This is a genomic window from Mycolicibacterium wolinskyi str. Jessa 2025 (assembly GCF_049241375.1).
Lineage (GTDB): Bacteria > Actinomycetota > Actinomycetes > Mycobacteriales > Mycobacteriaceae > Mycobacterium > Mycobacterium wolinskyi.
In genome coordinates, this window is the sequence record NZ_CP185960.1 from 6,222,394 (window position 1) to 6,238,348 (window position 15,955).

Annotated in this window: 17 protein-coding genes and 2 pseudogenes; 8 read left to right on the forward strand and 11 right to left on the reverse strand. The window is 67.4% G+C overall.

The features are described 5' to 3' along the window. Positions 1 to 2 precede the first annotated feature (2 nt). Together ACOI2T_RS30820 and ACOI2T_RS30825 are read right to left on the reverse strand one after the other, a co-directional pair. On the reverse strand, positions 3 to 287 hold the full coding sequence (locus tag ACOI2T_RS30820; RefSeq protein ID WP_409502287.1) for a hypothetical protein: 285 nt from the start codon (positions 285 to 287) through the stop codon (positions 3 to 5). A gap of 25 nt (positions 288 to 312) precedes the next feature. Continuing rightward, complete coding sequence (locus ACOI2T_RS30825) at positions 313 to 1,554, reverse strand: inorganic phosphate transporter (protein WP_085147482.1); 1,242 nt, start codon at positions 1,552 to 1,554, stop codon at positions 313 to 315. 276 nt (positions 1,555 to 1,830) lie between these two features. Between ACOI2T_RS30825 and ACOI2T_RS30830 the strand changes: the two genes are divergently transcribed. Beyond that, positions 1,831 to 2,151, forward strand: a complete 321-nt coding sequence (locus ACOI2T_RS30830) for a DUF3349 domain-containing protein (RefSeq protein WP_085147484.1) — start codon at positions 1,831 to 1,833, stop codon at positions 2,149 to 2,151. A 35-nt stretch (positions 2,152 to 2,186) separates the two neighbouring features. Beyond that, positions 2,187 to 3,278: an o-succinylbenzoate--CoA ligase gene (gene menE, locus ACOI2T_RS30835; RefSeq protein ID WP_409502376.1), complete on the forward strand. Its 1,092-nt coding sequence runs from the start codon at positions 2,187 to 2,189 to the stop codon at positions 3,276 to 3,278. Here menE and ACOI2T_RS30840 read toward each other — a convergent pair. Further along, positions 3,275 to 3,634 carry an Rv2640c family ArsR-like transcriptional regulator gene (locus ACOI2T_RS30840; RefSeq protein WP_409502288.1) on the reverse strand — a complete coding sequence of 120 codons (360 nt, stop codon included), beginning with the start codon at positions 3,632 to 3,634 and terminating at the stop codon, positions 3,275 to 3,277. The genes menE and ACOI2T_RS30840 overlap by 4 nt on opposite strands. Before the next feature lie 98 nt (positions 3,635 to 3,732). Between ACOI2T_RS30840 and ACOI2T_RS30845 the strand changes: the two genes are divergently transcribed. From ACOI2T_RS30845 to ACOI2T_RS30855, 3 genes and pseudogenes are all read left to right on the forward strand, one after another. After that, positions 3,733 to 4,182, forward strand: coding sequence for an ArsI/CadI family heavy metal resistance metalloenzyme (locus ACOI2T_RS30845; protein ID WP_409502289.1), 450 nt, complete (start codon positions 3,733 to 3,735; stop codon positions 4,180 to 4,182). Then, positions 4,179 to 5,677, forward strand: a pseudogene (gene arsB, locus ACOI2T_RS30850) (ACR3 family arsenite efflux transporter). Before ACOI2T_RS30845 ends, arsB begins: the two are co-directional and overlap by 4 nt. Positions 5,678 to 5,720: 43 nt before the next feature. Further along, positions 5,721 to 6,335, forward strand: a complete 615-nt coding sequence (locus ACOI2T_RS30855) for a pyridoxamine 5'-phosphate oxidase family protein (RefSeq protein WP_409502290.1) — start codon at positions 5,721 to 5,723, stop codon at positions 6,333 to 6,335. Between the two features lie 8 nt (positions 6,336 to 6,343). Here ACOI2T_RS30855 and ACOI2T_RS30860 read toward each other — a convergent pair whose 3' ends face one another. After that, complete coding sequence (locus ACOI2T_RS30860; protein WP_409502291.1) at positions 6,344 to 7,171, reverse strand: GNAT family N-acetyltransferase; 828 nt, start codon at positions 7,169 to 7,171, stop codon at positions 6,344 to 6,346. Positions 7,172 to 7,247: 76 nt separating this feature from the next. Here ACOI2T_RS30860 and ACOI2T_RS30865 point away from each other — a divergent pair. Then, a pseudogene (locus ACOI2T_RS30865) lies at positions 7,248 to 8,599 on the forward strand (hypothetical protein). On the opposite strand, the gene ACOI2T_RS30870 reads toward ACOI2T_RS30865, so the two are convergent. Genes ACOI2T_RS30870 through ACOI2T_RS30890 form a run of 5 tightly spaced genes read right to left on the reverse strand, consistent with a single transcriptional unit; the run spans position 8,525 to position 12,035 of the window. Next, a complete protein-coding gene (locus tag ACOI2T_RS30870; protein WP_409502293.1) occupies positions 8,525 to 8,986 on the reverse strand; it encodes a hypothetical protein in 462 nt (153 codons plus the stop codon). The pseudogene ACOI2T_RS30865 and the gene ACOI2T_RS30870 sit on opposite strands and share 75 nt — an antisense overlap. 2 nt (positions 8,987 to 8,988) lie before the next feature. After that, on the reverse strand, positions 8,989 to 10,080 hold the full coding sequence (locus tag ACOI2T_RS30875) for a molybdopterin-dependent oxidoreductase (protein ID WP_409502377.1): 1,092 nt from the start codon (positions 10,078 to 10,080) through the stop codon (positions 8,989 to 8,991). Positions 10,081 to 10,085: 5 nt separating this feature from the next. Next, positions 10,086 to 10,715: a class I SAM-dependent methyltransferase gene (locus tag ACOI2T_RS30880; protein WP_409502294.1), complete on the reverse strand. Its 630-nt coding sequence runs from the start codon at positions 10,713 to 10,715 to the stop codon at positions 10,086 to 10,088. Position 10,716: 1 nt separating this feature from the next. Next, positions 10,717 to 11,379 (reverse strand): TIGR04282 family arsenosugar biosynthesis glycosyltransferase, encoded by a 663-nt coding sequence (locus ACOI2T_RS30885; protein WP_409502295.1) that lies wholly within the window; start codon positions 11,377 to 11,379, stop codon positions 10,717 to 10,719. Then, complete coding sequence (locus tag ACOI2T_RS30890; protein WP_409502296.1) at positions 11,376 to 12,035, reverse strand: glycosyltransferase family 2 protein; 660 nt, start codon at positions 12,033 to 12,035, stop codon at positions 11,376 to 11,378. The genes ACOI2T_RS30885 and ACOI2T_RS30890 overlap by 4 nt, the downstream gene beginning before the upstream one ends. A gap of 105 nt (positions 12,036 to 12,140) precedes the next feature. On the opposite strand from ACOI2T_RS30890, the gene ACOI2T_RS30895 reads away from it, so the two are divergent. Next, entirely contained in the window at positions 12,141 to 12,815 is a 675-nt protein-coding gene (locus ACOI2T_RS30895; protein ID WP_409502297.1) for a response regulator transcription factor, read from the forward strand. Next, positions 12,812 to 13,828, forward strand: coding sequence for a sensor histidine kinase (locus ACOI2T_RS30900; protein ID WP_409502298.1), 1,017 nt, complete (start codon positions 12,812 to 12,814; stop codon positions 13,826 to 13,828). The genes ACOI2T_RS30895 and ACOI2T_RS30900 overlap by 4 nt, the downstream gene beginning before the upstream one ends. Positions 13,829 to 13,858: 30 nt before the next feature. Here the strand turns inward: ACOI2T_RS30900 and ACOI2T_RS30905 are convergent, their stop codons facing one another. Beyond that, positions 13,859 to 14,977: an NAD(P)H-dependent flavin oxidoreductase gene (locus ACOI2T_RS30905; RefSeq protein WP_409502299.1), complete on the reverse strand. Its 1,119-nt coding sequence runs from the start codon at positions 14,975 to 14,977 to the stop codon at positions 13,859 to 13,861. 54 nt (positions 14,978 to 15,031) lie between these two features. Further along, complete coding sequence (locus ACOI2T_RS30910; protein ID WP_409502300.1) at positions 15,032 to 15,817, reverse strand: IclR family transcriptional regulator; 786 nt, start codon at positions 15,815 to 15,817, stop codon at positions 15,032 to 15,034. Positions 15,818 to 15,955: the final 138 nt, after the last annotated feature.

The window sequence follows — 15,955 nt, forward strand, 5'->3', positions numbered from 1 at the left end:
GCTCACTTACCCGGAAGGAACGGGACGGGGTTGAATCCGAAGTGGTGCATGATCGTGGCCTTGGTGATCCACAGGATCGCGATCACGATGACTGCGGCGACCGACGCGAACAGCACCAGACCGAGCACCTTGAGCGCCGGGTTGGCCGCCTGAACCGTGCCGTCCTCATGGGTGCCGCCGGCCCCGTTGGAGTAGGCCACGAGCCCGAGGGCGAACACCGCGGGCAGCCCGGCGCCGAGGATCAGGCCGACCACGAGAACCTTGAAGATGGATTCCAGATAGATCATCAGTGATTCCTTATGTCGGGGTGATCTAGACGGCGGCTTTGTCGGCCTTGGTGGCCTCGCGGACATCTGCGGGCACGACCGAGTTGGTGGTGTCGTCCCAATCGGCGTTGACGTTCTTGTGGTCGACCTTCTGCTGCTGGGCGCGCCACCACATGTAGAACGAGAGTCCGACCAGGATCAGGAAGATCAGACCGTCGCCGGCGAGCGCGGCACCGGTGATCGACTCGACGCCGTGGGACAGCCAGAACGACAGCGCACCGACGAGGCCGGCGGCGGGCAGTGTGATCAGCCAGGCCATCGCCATGCGCCCGGCCACGGCCCAGCGCACCTCGGCGCCGGGCTTCCCGACACCGCTGCCCAGGATCGAACCGGTGGCGACGTGGGTAGTCGACAGCGCCATACCGGCGGCGCTGGAGCTCAGGATGATCGCGGCCGAGGAGGCCTCGGCGGCGAGGCCCTGCGGGGACTCGATCTCGACCAGGCCCTTGCCCAGGGTGCGGATGACGCGCCAGCCGCCGATGTAGGTGCCGAGGCCGATGGCCAACGCGCAGGACGCGATGATCCAGAACGGCAGGCCGTTCTCCTTCACGTCACCGGTCAGGTGGCCGGTGGTGATGAGCGCGAGCGCGATGACGCCCATGGTCTTCTGTGCGTCGTTGGTGCCGTGCGACAGCGCGACCAGTGAGGCGGTGGCGATCTGGCCCCAGCGGAAGCCTTCCTCACGACGCTTCTTCAGCACGTTGCGGGTGATGCGGTAGACCAGCCAGGTGCCGCACGCCGCCACCAGGCAGGCGATGAACGGCGCGGCGACCGCCGGGATGAGGACCTTCTGGACGACACCCGACCAGTTGACGCCGGCGAGACCGATCGCGGCCAGGCCCGCGCCGATCAGCCCGCCGAAGAGCGCGTGCGACGAGCTGGACGGGATGCCGAAGAGCCAGGTCAGCAGGTTCCAGAGGATGCCGCCGATCAGGCCGGCGAAGATGATCGTCAGGCCCGTGGAGGCATCGATGCCGGATACGAGCGACCCCGTCTTGCTGTCCTGGATCTTGAGGACCGACGTGGTCACCGTCACCGCGACCTCGACCGAGAGGAAGGCGCCGACGAGATTGAGGATGCCCGCCAGGATCACGGCGGTCTTGGGCTTCAGCGCACCGGTGGCGATCGACGTCGCCATCGCGTTTCCGGTGTCGTGAAAGCCGTTGGTGAAATCGAAGGCCAATGCTGTTGCTATCAGCAACACCAGAATGATCAGCTCTGCGCTCATGGCGCTAATTTTGGGGCCATCGATGCATTTTTGACTAGCCGGAAGCTTGTCTAAATGAGGCTTCTGACCAGGCGCTTTAGCTGACCAGGGCATGAGTTCATCCAGTGTTCATCCATCTGATTTCGCATGTTCGCCCGAGTTGTGCGCGGCCACGGCTAAAGCCTGGGAGTTGGCTGTGAGCCCCACTCGCGGCGGGCATTACGATCTATGCAGTCTCCGGTGCTCCAGGCACATCGATATGACCGCTCCCCGCGCTTCTACACCAGGAGTTTTCGAGTGAACGCATTTCTGGCCAAAATTGCGGCCTGGCTCAATGCCGGCTACCCGGAAGGCGTACCCGGCCCCGACCGGGTGCCGTTGCTCGCCCTGCTGACCCGGCGTCTCACCAATGACGAAGTGAAAGCCGTCGCACAGGACCTCATCGATCGCGGGCAGTTCGACCACATCGACATCGGTGTGCTGATCACCGAGATCACCGATGAGCTTCCCCGCGACGAGGACATCGAGCGGGTGCGCGAGCGCCTGGCCGCGCAAGGCTGGCCGCTGGACGATCCGCGCCCCGACGAGGGCGAGAGCCAGGCCGGAGGCCAGCGATAGCCCTCCTGCGCCCGGTCCCCGTCACGGGCGACTCGCTGTTGCCCGACCTCGCCGATCTGCTCGCCGGCCGCGGATCGGCGATCCTTCCGGTTCCCGCCGACGACGAACGTCAAACTTCGCTGTTGACAACGGCTTTACGCATCGATGAGCCGATCGACGACGATGTCGCCGTGGTGGTGTCGACGTCGGGTACCACCGGCGCGCCCAAAGGGGCGCTGCTCACGCGCGGGGCGTTGATCGCGAGCGCCGAAGCCACCCACCGGCGCCTCGGCGGGCCGGGCCGATGGCTGCTGGCGCTACCCGCCTACCACGTGGCGGGGCTTCAGGTCCTGGTGCGCAGCGTCGTCGCGGGCAGCAGTCCCGTCACCGTCTCCCCCGCATTCGACCCCGCCGAATTGCCCTCGGCGGTAGCGGCATTGGGAACCGGGCGCCGGTACGCCTCATTGGTCGCGGTGCAGCTCGACAAGGCCCTGCGCGACCCGGCGGCCTGCGCGGCATTGGCCGAACTCGATGCGGTGCTGATCGGCGGAGGGCCGATGCCCGCCGGTGTGGCCGAGCGCGCCGCGGCCGCCGGGGTGACGGTGGTGCGCACCTACGGGATGAGTGAGACCGCGGGCGGCTGCGTGTACGACGGCGTGCCGCTCGAGGGCGTCGCCGTGCGGTTGGAGGATTCCCGGATCGTGCTGGGCGGTGCGACGATCGCCAAGGGTTACCGCAACCCCGTCACCCCCGACCCATTCGCCGAGCCGGGCTGGTTTCGTACCGATGACCTTGGTGCCGTGGATGATTCAGGGGTGTTGCGCGTACTGGGCCGCGTCGACGACGCAATCAGCACGGGCGGTCTCACGGTCCTTCCGCAGCTGGTGGAATCGGCTCTGGTCACCCACCCCGCGATCGCGGAATGTGCGGTGTTCGGCGTGGCCGACGAGCGGTTGGGGCAGCGCGTCGTCGCCGCGCTGGTGTTGACCGCAGGCACCGAACCCCCCGAGCTCGCAGACCTACGAGCCCACGTCGCACACACCCTGGACGCCACGGCCGCACCACGCGAGATCCACGTCGTCGACGAGCTTCCCCGCCGGGGCATCGGCAAGATCGACCGCCGCGCGCTCACCACACGATTCGGCTAAGTGCAGCAATTCGGGTCGAGCACCACGCACAGCGCTCGCAAGGCGTCGGGCCGTGCCCGGTGGAAGACGTTCATGCCGCGGCGATCCGAGATGACCAGCCCGGCCTTGCGGAGCTGGCCGAGGTGGTGGCTGACGGTCGATTCACTCAGGCCGAGCACCACCGCCAGGTCGCCGCTGGTCTCCTCCGCGGCGGCCGAACTGAACAGGTAGGACATGATCTTCACCCGAACCGGATCGGCGATCGCCTTCAGCCGCATCGCGACGTGAAGGGCGTCCTCATCGCTGATCGGGCCCGCCGCGACCGGCGCGCAACACACCGGGGCGGACATGTCGATCACGGGCAACGCTTTCGGCATGAACCCATCCTGCCAGCAGTCTTGACATATATCAAAAAGGTGGCAGTCTGAGCTCGGCACCGAATTCGATATATGTCTCATCAGCCCGGAGGTCCGCTATGTCCCGCGTCCAGCTCGCCCTCAATGTCGATGACCTCGACGAGGCAATCGCCTTCTACTCCAAGCTGTTCAACACGACCCCGAACAAGGTGAAGCCGGGCTACGCCAACTTCGCCGTCGCCGAGCCACCGTTGAAGCTGGTGCTGCTCGAGAACCCCGGCAACGGCGGCACGATCAACCACCTCGGCGTCGAAGTCGAGTCCAGCGAGCAGGTGCACGCCGAGATCGCCCGGCTGACCGACGAAGGGCTGTTCACCGACGAGGAGATCGGCACCACGTGTTGCTTCGCCACCCAGGACAAGGTGTGGGTGACGGGCCCGGCCGGCGAGAAATGGGAGGTCTACACCGTGCTCGCCGACTCCGAGACCTTCGGCACGAGCCCTTCACTGCTCGACGACTCAGCCGACGGCGCGGCGTGCTGCGGCGGGCCCGCCGAGGTACCGGCGTGACCGACACCGCCACAGCCGCGCCCGCGGTCGTCGGCAAGCTGTCCACCCTCGACCGCTTCCTGCCCGTGTGGATCGGCGCGGCGATGGTCATCGGCCTGCTGTTGGGCCGCTGGATCCCTGGACTGAACACCGCGCTGGAAAGCATTGAGATCGACGGTATCTCGCTGCCGATCGCGCTGGGACTGCTCATCATGATGTACCCGGTGCTGGCGAAGGTGCGGTACGACCGCCTCGACACCGTCACCGGTGACCGCAGATTACTGCTGTCGTCGCTGGTGCTGAACTGGGTACTGGGCCCAGCCCTGATGTTCGCACTGGCCTGGCTGCTGCTGCCCGACCTGCCCGAGTACCGCACGGGTCTGATCATCGTCGGCTTGGCCCGCTGCATCGCGATGGTCATCATCTGGAACGACCTGGCGTGCGGGGATCGCGAAGCCGCCGCCGTGCTCGTCGCACTCAACTCGATTTTTCAGGTCGCCATGTTCGCCGTCCTCGGCTGGTTCTACCTCTCGGTGCTGCCCGGCTGGCTGGACCTCGAGCAGACGACCATCGAAACCTCCCCGTGGCAGATCGCCAAGTCCGTGCTGATCTTCCTGGGCATCCCACTGGTCGCCGGCTACCTGTCGCGCCGCATCGGGGAGAAGACCAAGGGCCGCGAGTGGTACGAGTCCAGGTTCCTGCCCCGGATCGGGCCGTGGGCCCTCTACGGCCTGCTTTTCACCATCGTGATTCTCTTTGCCCTGCAAGGAGATCAGATCACCGGCCACCCGTGGGACGTGGCGCGCATCGCGCTGCCCCTGCTCGCCTACTTCGCGCTCATGTGGGGCGGGGGTTACCTGCTCGGCACCGTGCTCGACCTGGGGTACGAACGCACCACGACGCTCGCGTTCACAGCCGCGGGGAACAATTTCGAACTCGCGATCGCGGTGGCGATCGCGACCTACGGCGCCACCTCCGGCCAAGCCCTGGCCGGTGTCGTCGGCCCCCTCATCGAGGTACCGGTCCTCGTTGCCCTCGTGTATGTGTCCTTGGCGTTGCGGCGACGCCGCACCGCCCCCAGAACGGAGTGATCAAGATGACTGACGGCCGCAAACCCACCGTGCTGTTCCTGTGCACGCACAACGCCGGCCGCTCCCAGATGGCCCTCGGATTCTTCACTCACCTGGCCGGCGACAACGCGGTCGCCGGGTCCGGCGGCTCCGAGCCCGGCAACGAGATCAATCCTGCCGCGATCGCCGCCATGCACGAGGTCGGCATCGACATCACCGGCGAGTACCCCAAGCCGTGGACCGACGAAATCGTCCAGGCCGCCGACGTCGTCGTCACGATGGGTTGCGGCGACGCCTGCCCGGTCTACCCCGGCAAGCGCTACGAGAACTGGGAACTTCCCGATCCGGCCGGCCAGGGCCTCGAATCCGTGCGGCCGATCCGTGACGACATCGAGAAACGCGTCCGCCGGCTACTGGCCGACCTGAGCGTCCCGGTGAGCCGGTAACCGCACCCGACAATTTCCTTGCGGGGACAGGCATCATGGAGGCATGGGCCGTGAAGTGAAAACCGTGGAAGAGCTGCGTGCCATCGTCGGGCACCCCAACAAGTACGTTGCCAACAAGGTCACCAAGCAACTCTCCGCGGTACAGCAGGACTGGCTTGCGGCTTCCCCGCTGTGCTTCATCGCCACCACTGACGACCACGGACGCGTCGACGTCTCCCCCAAGGGCGACCCGCCCGGTTTCGCCCACGTGATCGACGACACCACGATCGCCATCCCCGAACGGCCGGGCAACAAGCGCGTCGACGGCTATCTCAACGTGCTGCAACGTCCGCACGTCGGCACGGTGTTCGTCATCCCGGGCCGCGGCGACACGCTGCGCATCAACGGGACCGCGCGGATCCTCTCCGATGCAGACTATTTCGACGCCATGGCGGTCGGCGACAAGCGGCCGATCCTGGCGTTGGAGATCGCCGTCGAAGAGGTGTTCTGGCACTGCGCCAAGGCTTTTCTGCGGTCGGACACCTGGAAGCCAGAGACCTGGAATCCAACGGCCGTCCCGTCGGTCGCACAACTGGCCAAGGCTTTCAAGCCCGACCTGAGCCAGGCCGAACTGGACGCCTACTACACCGAGGACAGCTTGCGGAAAATGCTGTACTGAGCGGCTGTCTATACCGCCTTCACCAGAATCGCTCGGGTGTAGAGCAATTGGAACCCGCGCCGCTGCACGTTCTGCTGTGACTTCGAACCGGGCGCTGTGGTGACGACGGCGATGTCGCAGCCCGCGGCGGCAGCATCCGCGAGCCGCGCCGCCAGGAGGGCGGTTTGCACACCGCGCCGACGATAGGCCGGTGCGGTTGCGGCACCGCACAACTGGGCGATGCCGTCGGTGAACCGCACGGCGCCGCCACCGGCCACCGTCCCGTCGACGACCGCGATATACGGTGCCGCTCCGGCCTTTTCCATGTCGAGTTCGGCCCGCTCGATGACGTCGCGGGGAAACTCCTCATGGCTCGGCACCCCCTCGGCGTCCGGATGCGCGAAGCCGTCGACCACCACGTCGACCCAGGCCGCGACATCGGCGGCGCGCCGGACCTCGACGCCGGCGGGGGCCGGAAGGTCCTCCGCACCGACCGGCCGGCCGAGTACGTTTTCGAAACCGGCGAGCCGATAGCCGCGCCCGGTCAGCAGTCCGGCGACTTCCGGGTCCGCGAGGTTGGACAGCTCGACCTGGGTTGCCGCGCCCCGGCCGGCCAGTGCGCGCTCGATCTCGCCGAGCACCGCTTCGTCCGGCACCCCGTCGAACCCGAGCCCGACCACCTTGTTCATCGGCGATCCGGCGTCGGCGAAACACGCGAAGCCGCCGGCCACCGGCAGCACCAGGCCCTCCCCGCCACGGCCTTTGGCGGCCTCCGTGGCTGCGACGATGAGTTGTGCCTCAGCACGTTCGATACGACGGGCCAGGGTCGTACCGCAGAACAGTTGCTCGGCATCCACGCCCGACATTGTGCCCACCACAACCGTCACCGAAACGTCAGGGTCACCCACACGCCCGACCCATATGGTGGAACCCATGCAGATCGGGCGCCGGGAGACGGTGGCGGTAGCCGTCGGGGGGACGCTGGTGGTCGCGGCGTTCGTGGTGCCCCACCTCGATCTCGGCATCGTCACGCCGTTGATCAACAGCACACCCGGCCAGATCTACAGTTTCGCCGACACCGCACCCATCTTCGGATGGTGGAACACACATGTCGGCTGGGGTACCGTCCCGGCCGTCCTCATCGGCGCGGCAACGGTGTGGTGGGGACAGACGGTGGCACAGCGGTTGCCATGGCGGACTTTGACATTGGCGACGTGGGCGACATCGTGTGCCTGGGCGTTCTCGCTCGCGATGATCGACGGCTGGCAGCGGGGATTCGCCGGCTGACGGCTCGGCACGAGTACCTGCGGCAGGTGCCGACGGTCACCGACATACCCGAGGCGGTACGGACGTTCTCCAGCAGAATCCTGGATTTCCAGCCGGATTCGTGGATAACCCATGTATCGGGTCACCCTCCGGGCGCGCTGCTGACGTTCGTCTGGCTCGACCGGATCGGGCTGGGCGGTGGGGCCTGGGCCGGATTGTTGTGTCTGCTGGTCGGTTCCAGCGCGGCGGCGGCGATCATCGTGGCCGTCCGCGCGCTGGCCGACGAACACACCGCGAGACTGGCCGCGCCGTTCGTCGCGGTGGCACCGACGGCGATCTGGATCGCGGTGTCGGCCGACGGCTACTTCGCCGGGGTGGCCGCCTGGGGTATTGCCCTGTTGGCGCTCGCCGTCAGTGGTTCGACGCGGTGGACGACGCTGACCGCCGTCGGATCCGGGCTGCTGCTCGGCTGGGGCATATTCCTCAATTACGGCCTGGTGCTCATGGCACTGCCCGCGCTCGCAGTGCTCGTGACCGCCGCCAATTTGCGGGCAGCGCTCCGCGTACTCATCCCGGCCGTCCTCGCCGCACTCGCGGTCGTGGCCGTGTTCGTCGTCGCAGGCTTCTGGTGGTACGACGGCTACACCCTGGTCCAGGAACGCTACTGGCAGGGCATCGCCAACGACCGGCCATTCCAATACTGGTCGTGGGCGAACCTGGCCTCGGTGGTGTGTGCCGTCGGCCTTGGCAGTGTGGCCGGTATCGGCCGGGTTTTCGACGTCACAGCGATCCGCCGGCGGTCGGGTCTGGTGGTGTTGCTGATCGGCGCGTTGCTGGCCATTGCGTTCGCCGATCTCAGCATGCTCAGCAAGGCGGAAACCGAACGGATTTGGCTTCCCTTCACCGTGTGGCTCACCGCCGCGGGGGCGCTGCTGCCACCGCGGTCACACCGCGGGTGGTTGTCGCTCAACGTCATCGGCGCGCTCGTGCTCAACCACGTTATCCTGACGAACTGGTAACCGGCGCGTCGCCGCGTAGTAAGCGGGCACGCACAGCCAGACCACTGCCAGCGAGATCCACAGCCCGAGTGGGTAGTCACGATCGAGCACCGTCGGATTGTCCGGGCGCAGACCAGGCTTGCCGTACACGGGGATGGCCAAGAGCACAAGCACCACACTGCACAATCCGGCCACCGCGACCGGGGACTGCCAACCGACCGGCAGTAGGCGTCGGCCGGCCAGTCCGAGCGCAGCACATACCGGAGCGAACACCAGATCGTGCACCGCCACGCCGACCACCGCCCACACCAGGATCCGCGTGATGATCACGGGCGGGTTGTCCCACAGCAGCACTGCACCGTAACCGGCGACGGCGATGCCGGCCAGGCCCAGCACAATCCGCGTCACGATCACCCCACCACCTCGATTCGCGACAGCCATTTGGTCTGTAACACGCCGGGCCGGGTCGGGGCGATGAGCCGGCACGGGTAGCCGTGGTCGAGGTCGAGGGTCTCACCGTTGAGCCGCAACGCAATCAGCGTCTGCGCATCGCGGGCATGACGGGCAGGAAGCGTCGTGCGGGAGTACGGTCCCGGTGGCTCGAGGGAGATCATCCGGACGTCGCTGTCGGATGAACCCCCTACCGCGGCGACGAGATCGGCCAGCGCGACGCCGGTCCATTCGGCGTCCGCACTCCACCCTTCCACGCACGCGATCGGCAACCGATGTGTGGCCTGCGGCATCGCGCGGAGGTCATCGACGGTGAACTCGCGTTTCACCGGACCGTTGGTGACGGTCAGCCGGTACTGCGCTGAGCGGGCGCTGCGTACGACGCCGGCGGCGGCTGCCGAACGGTTCACCGGGACACCCTGGGGCCCTTGGCCGGAACGCGGCGCGAGTACGGAAACGCGGCGCAGCAGCGGAATCGTCTGGCCGGCGGTCACCACGGTCGCGAGCGTCACCGCCAGCCAGGTGCCACGCAGCACGGTGCGCCTCGTGGGGCCGGTGAGTTGAGCGGTGGGTCCCTCGTCGAGCGGTTCCCCGAGGGCGCGTCGGATCACCGGAAGTTTGACCGCGATGTGTACCAGGACGGCACCTGCGGCCACGTAGGCCATCGCGTAATGACTGGTGGTGAAGAAGAATTCGAACGCGTACCACTGCGCGGTGTTCAGCAGGCCGGTCGACAGCTGAAACAGCATCGAACCCACCAGCACGAGGATGGATGCCCGCTCGAGTTGCCGAACCGGTCCGCCGATCAGTGGGCGTTCGAACAGCTTGGGCCACACCGACCACAGCTTGACCACGATGAGCGGGATGGCCGCGATGCCCGAGATGACATGCAGGCCTTGTGTGAAGCGGTACAGCCCGACCGGGCGGGTTGGCCAGTAGAACCATGGTTGTGGATGTTGGATGAAGTGGCTGATGAGCCCGGTCACGAAACACACGGCCACCGCGACACCCAATGCGACGCCGACCCGGGCGGTGACCGCGGTGCCACGCAGCGTGGTCACCGCGCCACCAGGCTCGCGATGACACGGTCGCCGATCGGGTGGACGGCTCCGAGCACCAGGCCCACGTCGGCCGCGATGCGGGCCGCACAGTCCAGCCCCACCGAAGCCCACCGGAACCACGGCCCGACGGACCGGACGGTCTCCAACCGCACCCAGCAGGACTCGATTCCGGTTGTCGCCGGGTCGAATTCGGCCAGGCATTCGCCGCCGCGGCGCAGCAGCTCACCCGCCCGTTGCAGTACGCGCCACGGATCGCCGCCCAACCCGATATTGCCGTCCGCGAGCAGCGCGGTGTGCCAGCGCCCGGTTCCCGGCAGCGGCCCGAACAGGTCGCGGCACAGCACCGGAGCGCCGCTGCTGCGGGCCATCGCGACGGCGGCGGCCGACTGGTCGACGCCCAGGGCAGGTACTCCGCGCCGCACCAGATCGGCGACCAGACGCCCTGGGCCGCAACCCAAGTCGATGGTCGGGCCGGTGCACAGGTTAACGATGACGCGGTCGAAGTGGAGATCGGTGTGTGCCCCGCCCAGCCAGCGGTGTACGGGCAACCGTTGCACCCGGCCGTCGTCGTGGCGTATCCAGCACTGCTCGCCGTCGAGCGCCTGGTCGTAGAGGTGGCCGTGCACGTCACACCCCTGCCGCACGGGTGGCGCAGGAGAATCGGCTGTCCGGCGCGCAGGCGTTACGCACCACGTCGATATCCGCGAGCGTGTCGACGTCTGCGAGTTCGGTGACAAGGTTCACGGCTATCCCAGTGCCGCGTAACGCGGCGAGCGTTACAGCGCCGGTATCCGGACGCGACATCGGCACCGTCCCGAGGCACGCCGCCGTCGTCGCCTCGTGCACACCCAGGACCCACCACCCGCCGTCGAACGCCATACCGAGTACCGCATCGGTATCCATCAACGCCTGGGCACAGTCGGCGAGCAGCCCGGCGCTGATCTGCGGGGTGTCCATACCGATCTGCAGCACGGGGACTCCGTGGCATGCGGCGTCCTCATGGGCATGGACCAACCGCTCGGCGAAGCCGTCGCCGCGTTGCGCCACGACGATGAAATCGTCCAACCGCCTTTTGATCTCGTCTTCCCGGCGAGCCTGTCCCAGATCTCCGGTCAACGCCACCACGCGCCGCGATACCGGGGCACGCGCCACCGCGTCGAGCGTGTCGAGCAGCGCGGCCGCCGCGATGTCGGCGGCCGCCTCGGCACCGACGCCCGCCGCCAACCTGGTCTTGGCCACCCCGGGAACCGGGGCCTTCGCGACGACCAGAATGGTGACCGGCAGAGTCATATCGCCCGCCAAAAATCCAGCGCGGCAATGAGACTGCCGCGTATCGAACCGCTCACCTTCGACTTGCCGCCGGTGCGGGGACCGTATGCGACATCCCGTTCGACCACCCGCCACCGCGCTTGCGCTGCTCGCACCAGCAACTCCAGCGGATACCCCGACCTACGATCGGTCACGCCGAGGCTCAGCAGCGCATCGCGGCGGGCCACCCGCATCGGCGCGATGTCGTGGACCGGCAGGTGGTACCGCTGCCGCAGGCGCCAGCAGACCGCGGCCGTTCCGAGCCGGGCATGCCAGGGCCAGCGCAGGCCACGCACCGCCCGGCGGCGGCCGATCACCAGGTCCGCACCGCGGTCGAGTTCGGCGACCAACGCGGGCAACTCACCCGGGTCGAGCGATCCGTCGGCGTCGAGGACCGCCACGATCGGCGTCGTCGCCGCGACCACGCCGGCGTGCACCGCCGATCCGTAGCCGGGCCGGGGTTCGGACACCACTGCAGCACCGTGTCGCCGGGCCACGGCCGCGGTGTCGTCGATGCTGTTGTTGTCGACCACGAGAGCCTGATACCCGCTGGGTATGGCGGCCAACACCCCGGGAAGGGACTGCTCCTCGTCGAGGCAGGGCAGCACGACGGTCACCTGGGCCGGTTGGCGGGCCATGTCAGCGACCGTAAGCCGCAACCGGCGTCGGGCACCATGGGCAAGCGGTGACGAAACCGTGACACCGGCGCTGGTAGCGGCCCCGCGCGGCTAGCCTCGATGGTTATGACCCGCGTGCTGATCGCCGACGACGACACCGTCGTGCGCGATGTCGTGCGCCGGTACCTGGAGCGTGACGGCCTGGACGTCTCGATCGCCGAGGACGGGACCGAGGCGTTGCGGTTACTCGGTAGCGAGCGCATCGACGTCGCAGTGCTCGACGTGATGATGCCCGGGTCGGACGGGCTGTCGCTGTGCCGCGAACTCCGCAGGCACGGCGACTACAGCATGCCGGTGATCCTGCTGACCGCACTCGGCGAGGAGGACGACCGCATCGCCGGCCTCGAAGCCGGTGCCGACGACTATCTGACCAAACCGTTCAGCCCGCGTGAGCTGGCGTTGCGGGTTCGGTCGGTGCTGCGCCGGACGACGGGTTCGACCGCGCCTGTGCCAATGGAACTCGCGGTGGGCGAGCTCAACGTGTCGACGGCGGCCCGCTCGGTCACCGTGGGCGGGCAAGCGATCAACCTGACCAACCGCGAGTTCGATCTGCTGGTGTTCTTCCTGACGCACACCGACACCGTGTTCACCCGCGAAGACCTGCTCAAGCGCGTGTGGCGGTGGGACTTCGGCGATCTGTCCACCGTCACCGTCCACGTCAAACGGCTGCGCGCCAAGCTCGGCGACCACCACCGGGTGCAGACGGTGTGGGGCCGGGGCTATCTGTGGAGCAGCTCGTGACCGACTTCTGGGAGATCGTCGGGTGGGCGCTGGCGTGTTCGGTTCCGGTGGTCGTGGCCGGGGCGATCATCATCCGGCTGGCGCGGACCTGGTCGCTTGCCGTCAGCATGGTGGCGCTCGTGTTGATCCCGACGCTGGCGACGTTCGCCGGTGTCATCGGCGCCAGCGGCTTCATGATCACCGAGAACTTCGAGCGGATCGCCGTAGTGCTCGTGATCGTGTCGGTGGTGACGATCCCCGCGGCCGTCATGCTGGCCCGCTATCAGGCCCGGCGCACGGTGTGGGAGCAGGAGATCCGCGATTCGGAACGAGCCGCCGAACAGTCGCGGCGCCGACTGGTCGCGTTCGTCAGCCATGATCTGCGCACGCCGCTCGCCGGCATCCGTGCGGTGTCCGAGGCCATCGCCGACGGCGTCGTCACCGACGACGAGGTCCGCGTCCAAGCGAAACACATTGAACAGGAATCGATCCGGCTGTCCGAAATGGTCGACGACCTGTTCGAGATGTCGAAGATCAACGCCGGCGCGGTCCAGCCCACACGCGAGCAAGTGGCCCTCGACGAGGTGGTCGACGATGTGTTGGCCGCCCACCGGATACCGGCACAGCGCGCGGGCGTTCAGTTGACCGCCGGGCTGCCCGACAGCGCGGTCCACGTCTTCGGCAGCGACCGCGCCCTGGTTCGCGTGCTGTCGAATCTCGTGGCCAATGCCATCGCACACACTCCGGAGGGCGGCAGTGTCACCCTGACCGTGGGATCCGATGACGGCACGGCATGGGCCCGGGTCGACGACACCGGTGTCGGCATCGACGAGGCCGACCTGCCACGGGTTTTCGATGTGGCCTACCGCGGGTCGAACGGCCGTGTGCCACGCGCGGATTCATCGCTGCCCAGCGGGTCGGGCCTGGGTCTGGCGATCGCCGCGGGCCTGGTACACGCACACGGCGGATCACTGTCGGCCCGCAATCTCGACACCGGTGCGCGGTTCGAGGTGCGGCTGCCCTTGGCGGCCTAGCGTGCGCGTCGCGCTCACAGACCGCGCGCGTCAGTCCGGCAGCGAGTTGCTCAGCCGTTCGGTCGCGGCCAGGTAGTCCTCGATGAACTCGCGCACGACCTCACGAGCCGGCTTGACCTTGTTCATCAGACCCACGCCCTGGCCGACGAAGTAGGTGGCCAGCGCCTGAGCTCCCGGATGCCCTTGTGCGGCAAGCACGTCGACGCGCCGGATCACCGGTTCGGCCAACATGTTCTGCAGCGGCAGCGGCAACGGTTGACGCCCGCCCTGATTCGGCAGCCAGGCGTCGGTCCATTCCGAAACGAGCTGGCGCGCAGGTTTTCCGGTGCGCCCGGCCGAACGCACGGTGTCGCGGGACGTGGCGGCCAGCATCTTCTGCACGGTGTGCGGCGCGGTTTCGGCCTCCTCGGTGGTCAGCCACACCGATCCGGTCCACGCCCCGGCAGCGCCCAGCGCCACCGCTGCCGCCATCTGCCTGCCGGTGACGATGCCGCCCGCAGCCAGGACCGGCACCGCGCCGTCGATGGCCTCGATCACTTCGGGGATCAGCACAATCGTCGTCACCTCGCCGCAGTGCCCACCGGCCTCGGTGCCCTGCGCGATGATGAGGTCGACACCGGCCTGCACCTGTTTGACGGCGTGCTCACGCGCACCCACGAGGGCCGCGACCGGAACCCCGTGCTCACGACCGGCTTCGATCATGTAATCCGGCGGCACCCCGAGTGCGTTGGCGATCAGCTTGATCGGATGGCTCATCGCCACCTGCAACAGTTCGGCGCCGGTGTCACCGGACAGCATCGACCCACCCGTCCGCTGCTTGGCCTCCGGTTCGATGCCGTGGTCGACGAGCAGTTGGGTGACGAACTCGCGGTACTCGGCGGGAATCCGGTCGACGAGCTCACCGCGAGACAGGTTCTCCCCTTTGCCTTCGAACTTCGCCGGCACGATGATGTCGGCGCCGTACGGCTTGCCACCGACCTGCTCGTCGATCCAGGACAACTCCCGGTCGAGTTGTTCGGGGGTGTAGGCGGTGGCGCCGAGGACACCGAAGCCACCGGCATTCGTCACCGCGGCCACCACATCACGGCAATGGCTGAAGGCGAAGAGCGGAAAGTCGATACCGAACTGCTCACAGATCGCGGGTTTCACCCCGTCAGTATCGACCGTATTCGTTCATCGAGACGCGAGTACGTATTCGGTTTTTTATCGACGTCGTCGCGGAACCGGCGGCCGCGTGGATTCAAGGTTTCGCTTGATCGCCACACTCGCCGTGAGCAGGAGCTTGGCGATGTCGTCCACCCGGTGAATGAGCCGGGAGGTCGGGCCAGAAACATTGATGACGGCAACCAGTGTGTCGTTGGGGTCGCGGACCGGGGTGCTCACCGAGGTGAGCCCGATCTCAAGCTCTTCGCTGGCGACCGCATAGCCCCGGCCACGCTCGATGCGCAGCCTTTCGAGCAGCTCGTCGAGATCCTTCGGCGCTTCGCGCGTGGAGATCGGACTCGTGAGATCGTCGGCGGTGAGGTCGGCCACCAAGGCGTCGTCGCTGTCGAACAACAACGCCCGTCCTGAAGCAGAGCAGTGCATCGGCGAACTGCGTCCGACCCATCCCCCTGCCCGGAGCGACTGGTGCGACTCTTCCCGCAAGACCGTCAGCGATCTGTTGCCTTGCTGCACGGATAGCAGCGCCACTTCGCTGGTCCGTGCGACCAGCGTCTGCAGGACTGGCCGGGCGGCCCGCAGCAGAGGCGTGTCTCCCGCGCCCGCGGCGAGGACCAGCAGCGCCCAGCCCAGTCGGTAGGCCTTCGACTCTGCGTTCTGCTCGACAAGCCCGCCCCTTTCGAGTGCTTTGAGCATCCGCGAGACCTGACTGCGTTCACGTCCGACAGCGCGGGCGAGGTCACTGACGGTGTGCTCGACGTTGGGTCCGTCACCGTGACCGAACGCGCGTATCAGGGCCGCCACTCTCTCCGGGCCCGAGTCACTCATACGAGTAAACACCTGTTGCTCTCACAACAACACCATTCTGACCCCAAGCGTGAAATACCGCAGATAACCAAGTCTCAGTGTTGCTGCCATAGCACGGATTGTATGCAGCAGTGCCTTGGCTGCATAACGTCGTCCCGC

Bases quoted from the DNA above. Each gene is read 5' to 3' on its own strand.
- ACOI2T_RS30820 (WP_409502287.1), bottom strand. From the start codon at position 287: ATGATCTATCTGGAATCCATCTTCAAGGTTCTCGTGGTCGGCCTGATC.
- ACOI2T_RS30825 (WP_085147482.1), bottom strand. From the start codon at position 1,554: ATGAGCGCAGAGCTGATCATTCTGGTGTTGCTGATAGCAACAGCATTG.
- ACOI2T_RS30840 (WP_409502288.1), bottom strand. From the start codon at position 3,634: ATGCCGAAAGCGTTGCCCGTGATCGACATGTCCGCCCCGGTGTGTTGC.
- ACOI2T_RS30845 (WP_409502289.1), top strand. From the start codon at position 3,733: ATGTCCCGCGTCCAGCTCGCCCTCAATGTCGATGACCTCGACGAGGCA.
- ACOI2T_RS30855 (WP_409502290.1), top strand. From the start codon at position 5,721: ATGGGCCGTGAAGTGAAAACCGTGGAAGAGCTGCGTGCCATCGTCGGG.
- ACOI2T_RS30885 (WP_409502295.1), bottom strand. From the start codon at position 11,379: ATGACTCTGCCGGTCACCATTCTGGTCGTCGCGAAGGCCCCGGTTCCC.
- ACOI2T_RS30890 (WP_409502296.1), bottom strand. From the start codon at position 12,035: ATGGCCCGCCAACCGGCCCAGGTGACCGTCGTGCTGCCCTGCCTCGAC.
- ACOI2T_RS30895 (WP_409502297.1), top strand. From the start codon at position 12,141: ATGACCCGCGTGCTGATCGCCGACGACGACACCGTCGTGCGCGATGTC.
- ACOI2T_RS30910 (WP_409502300.1), bottom strand. From the start codon at position 15,817: ATGAGTGACTCGGGCCCGGAGAGAGTGGCGGCCCTGATACGCGCGTTC.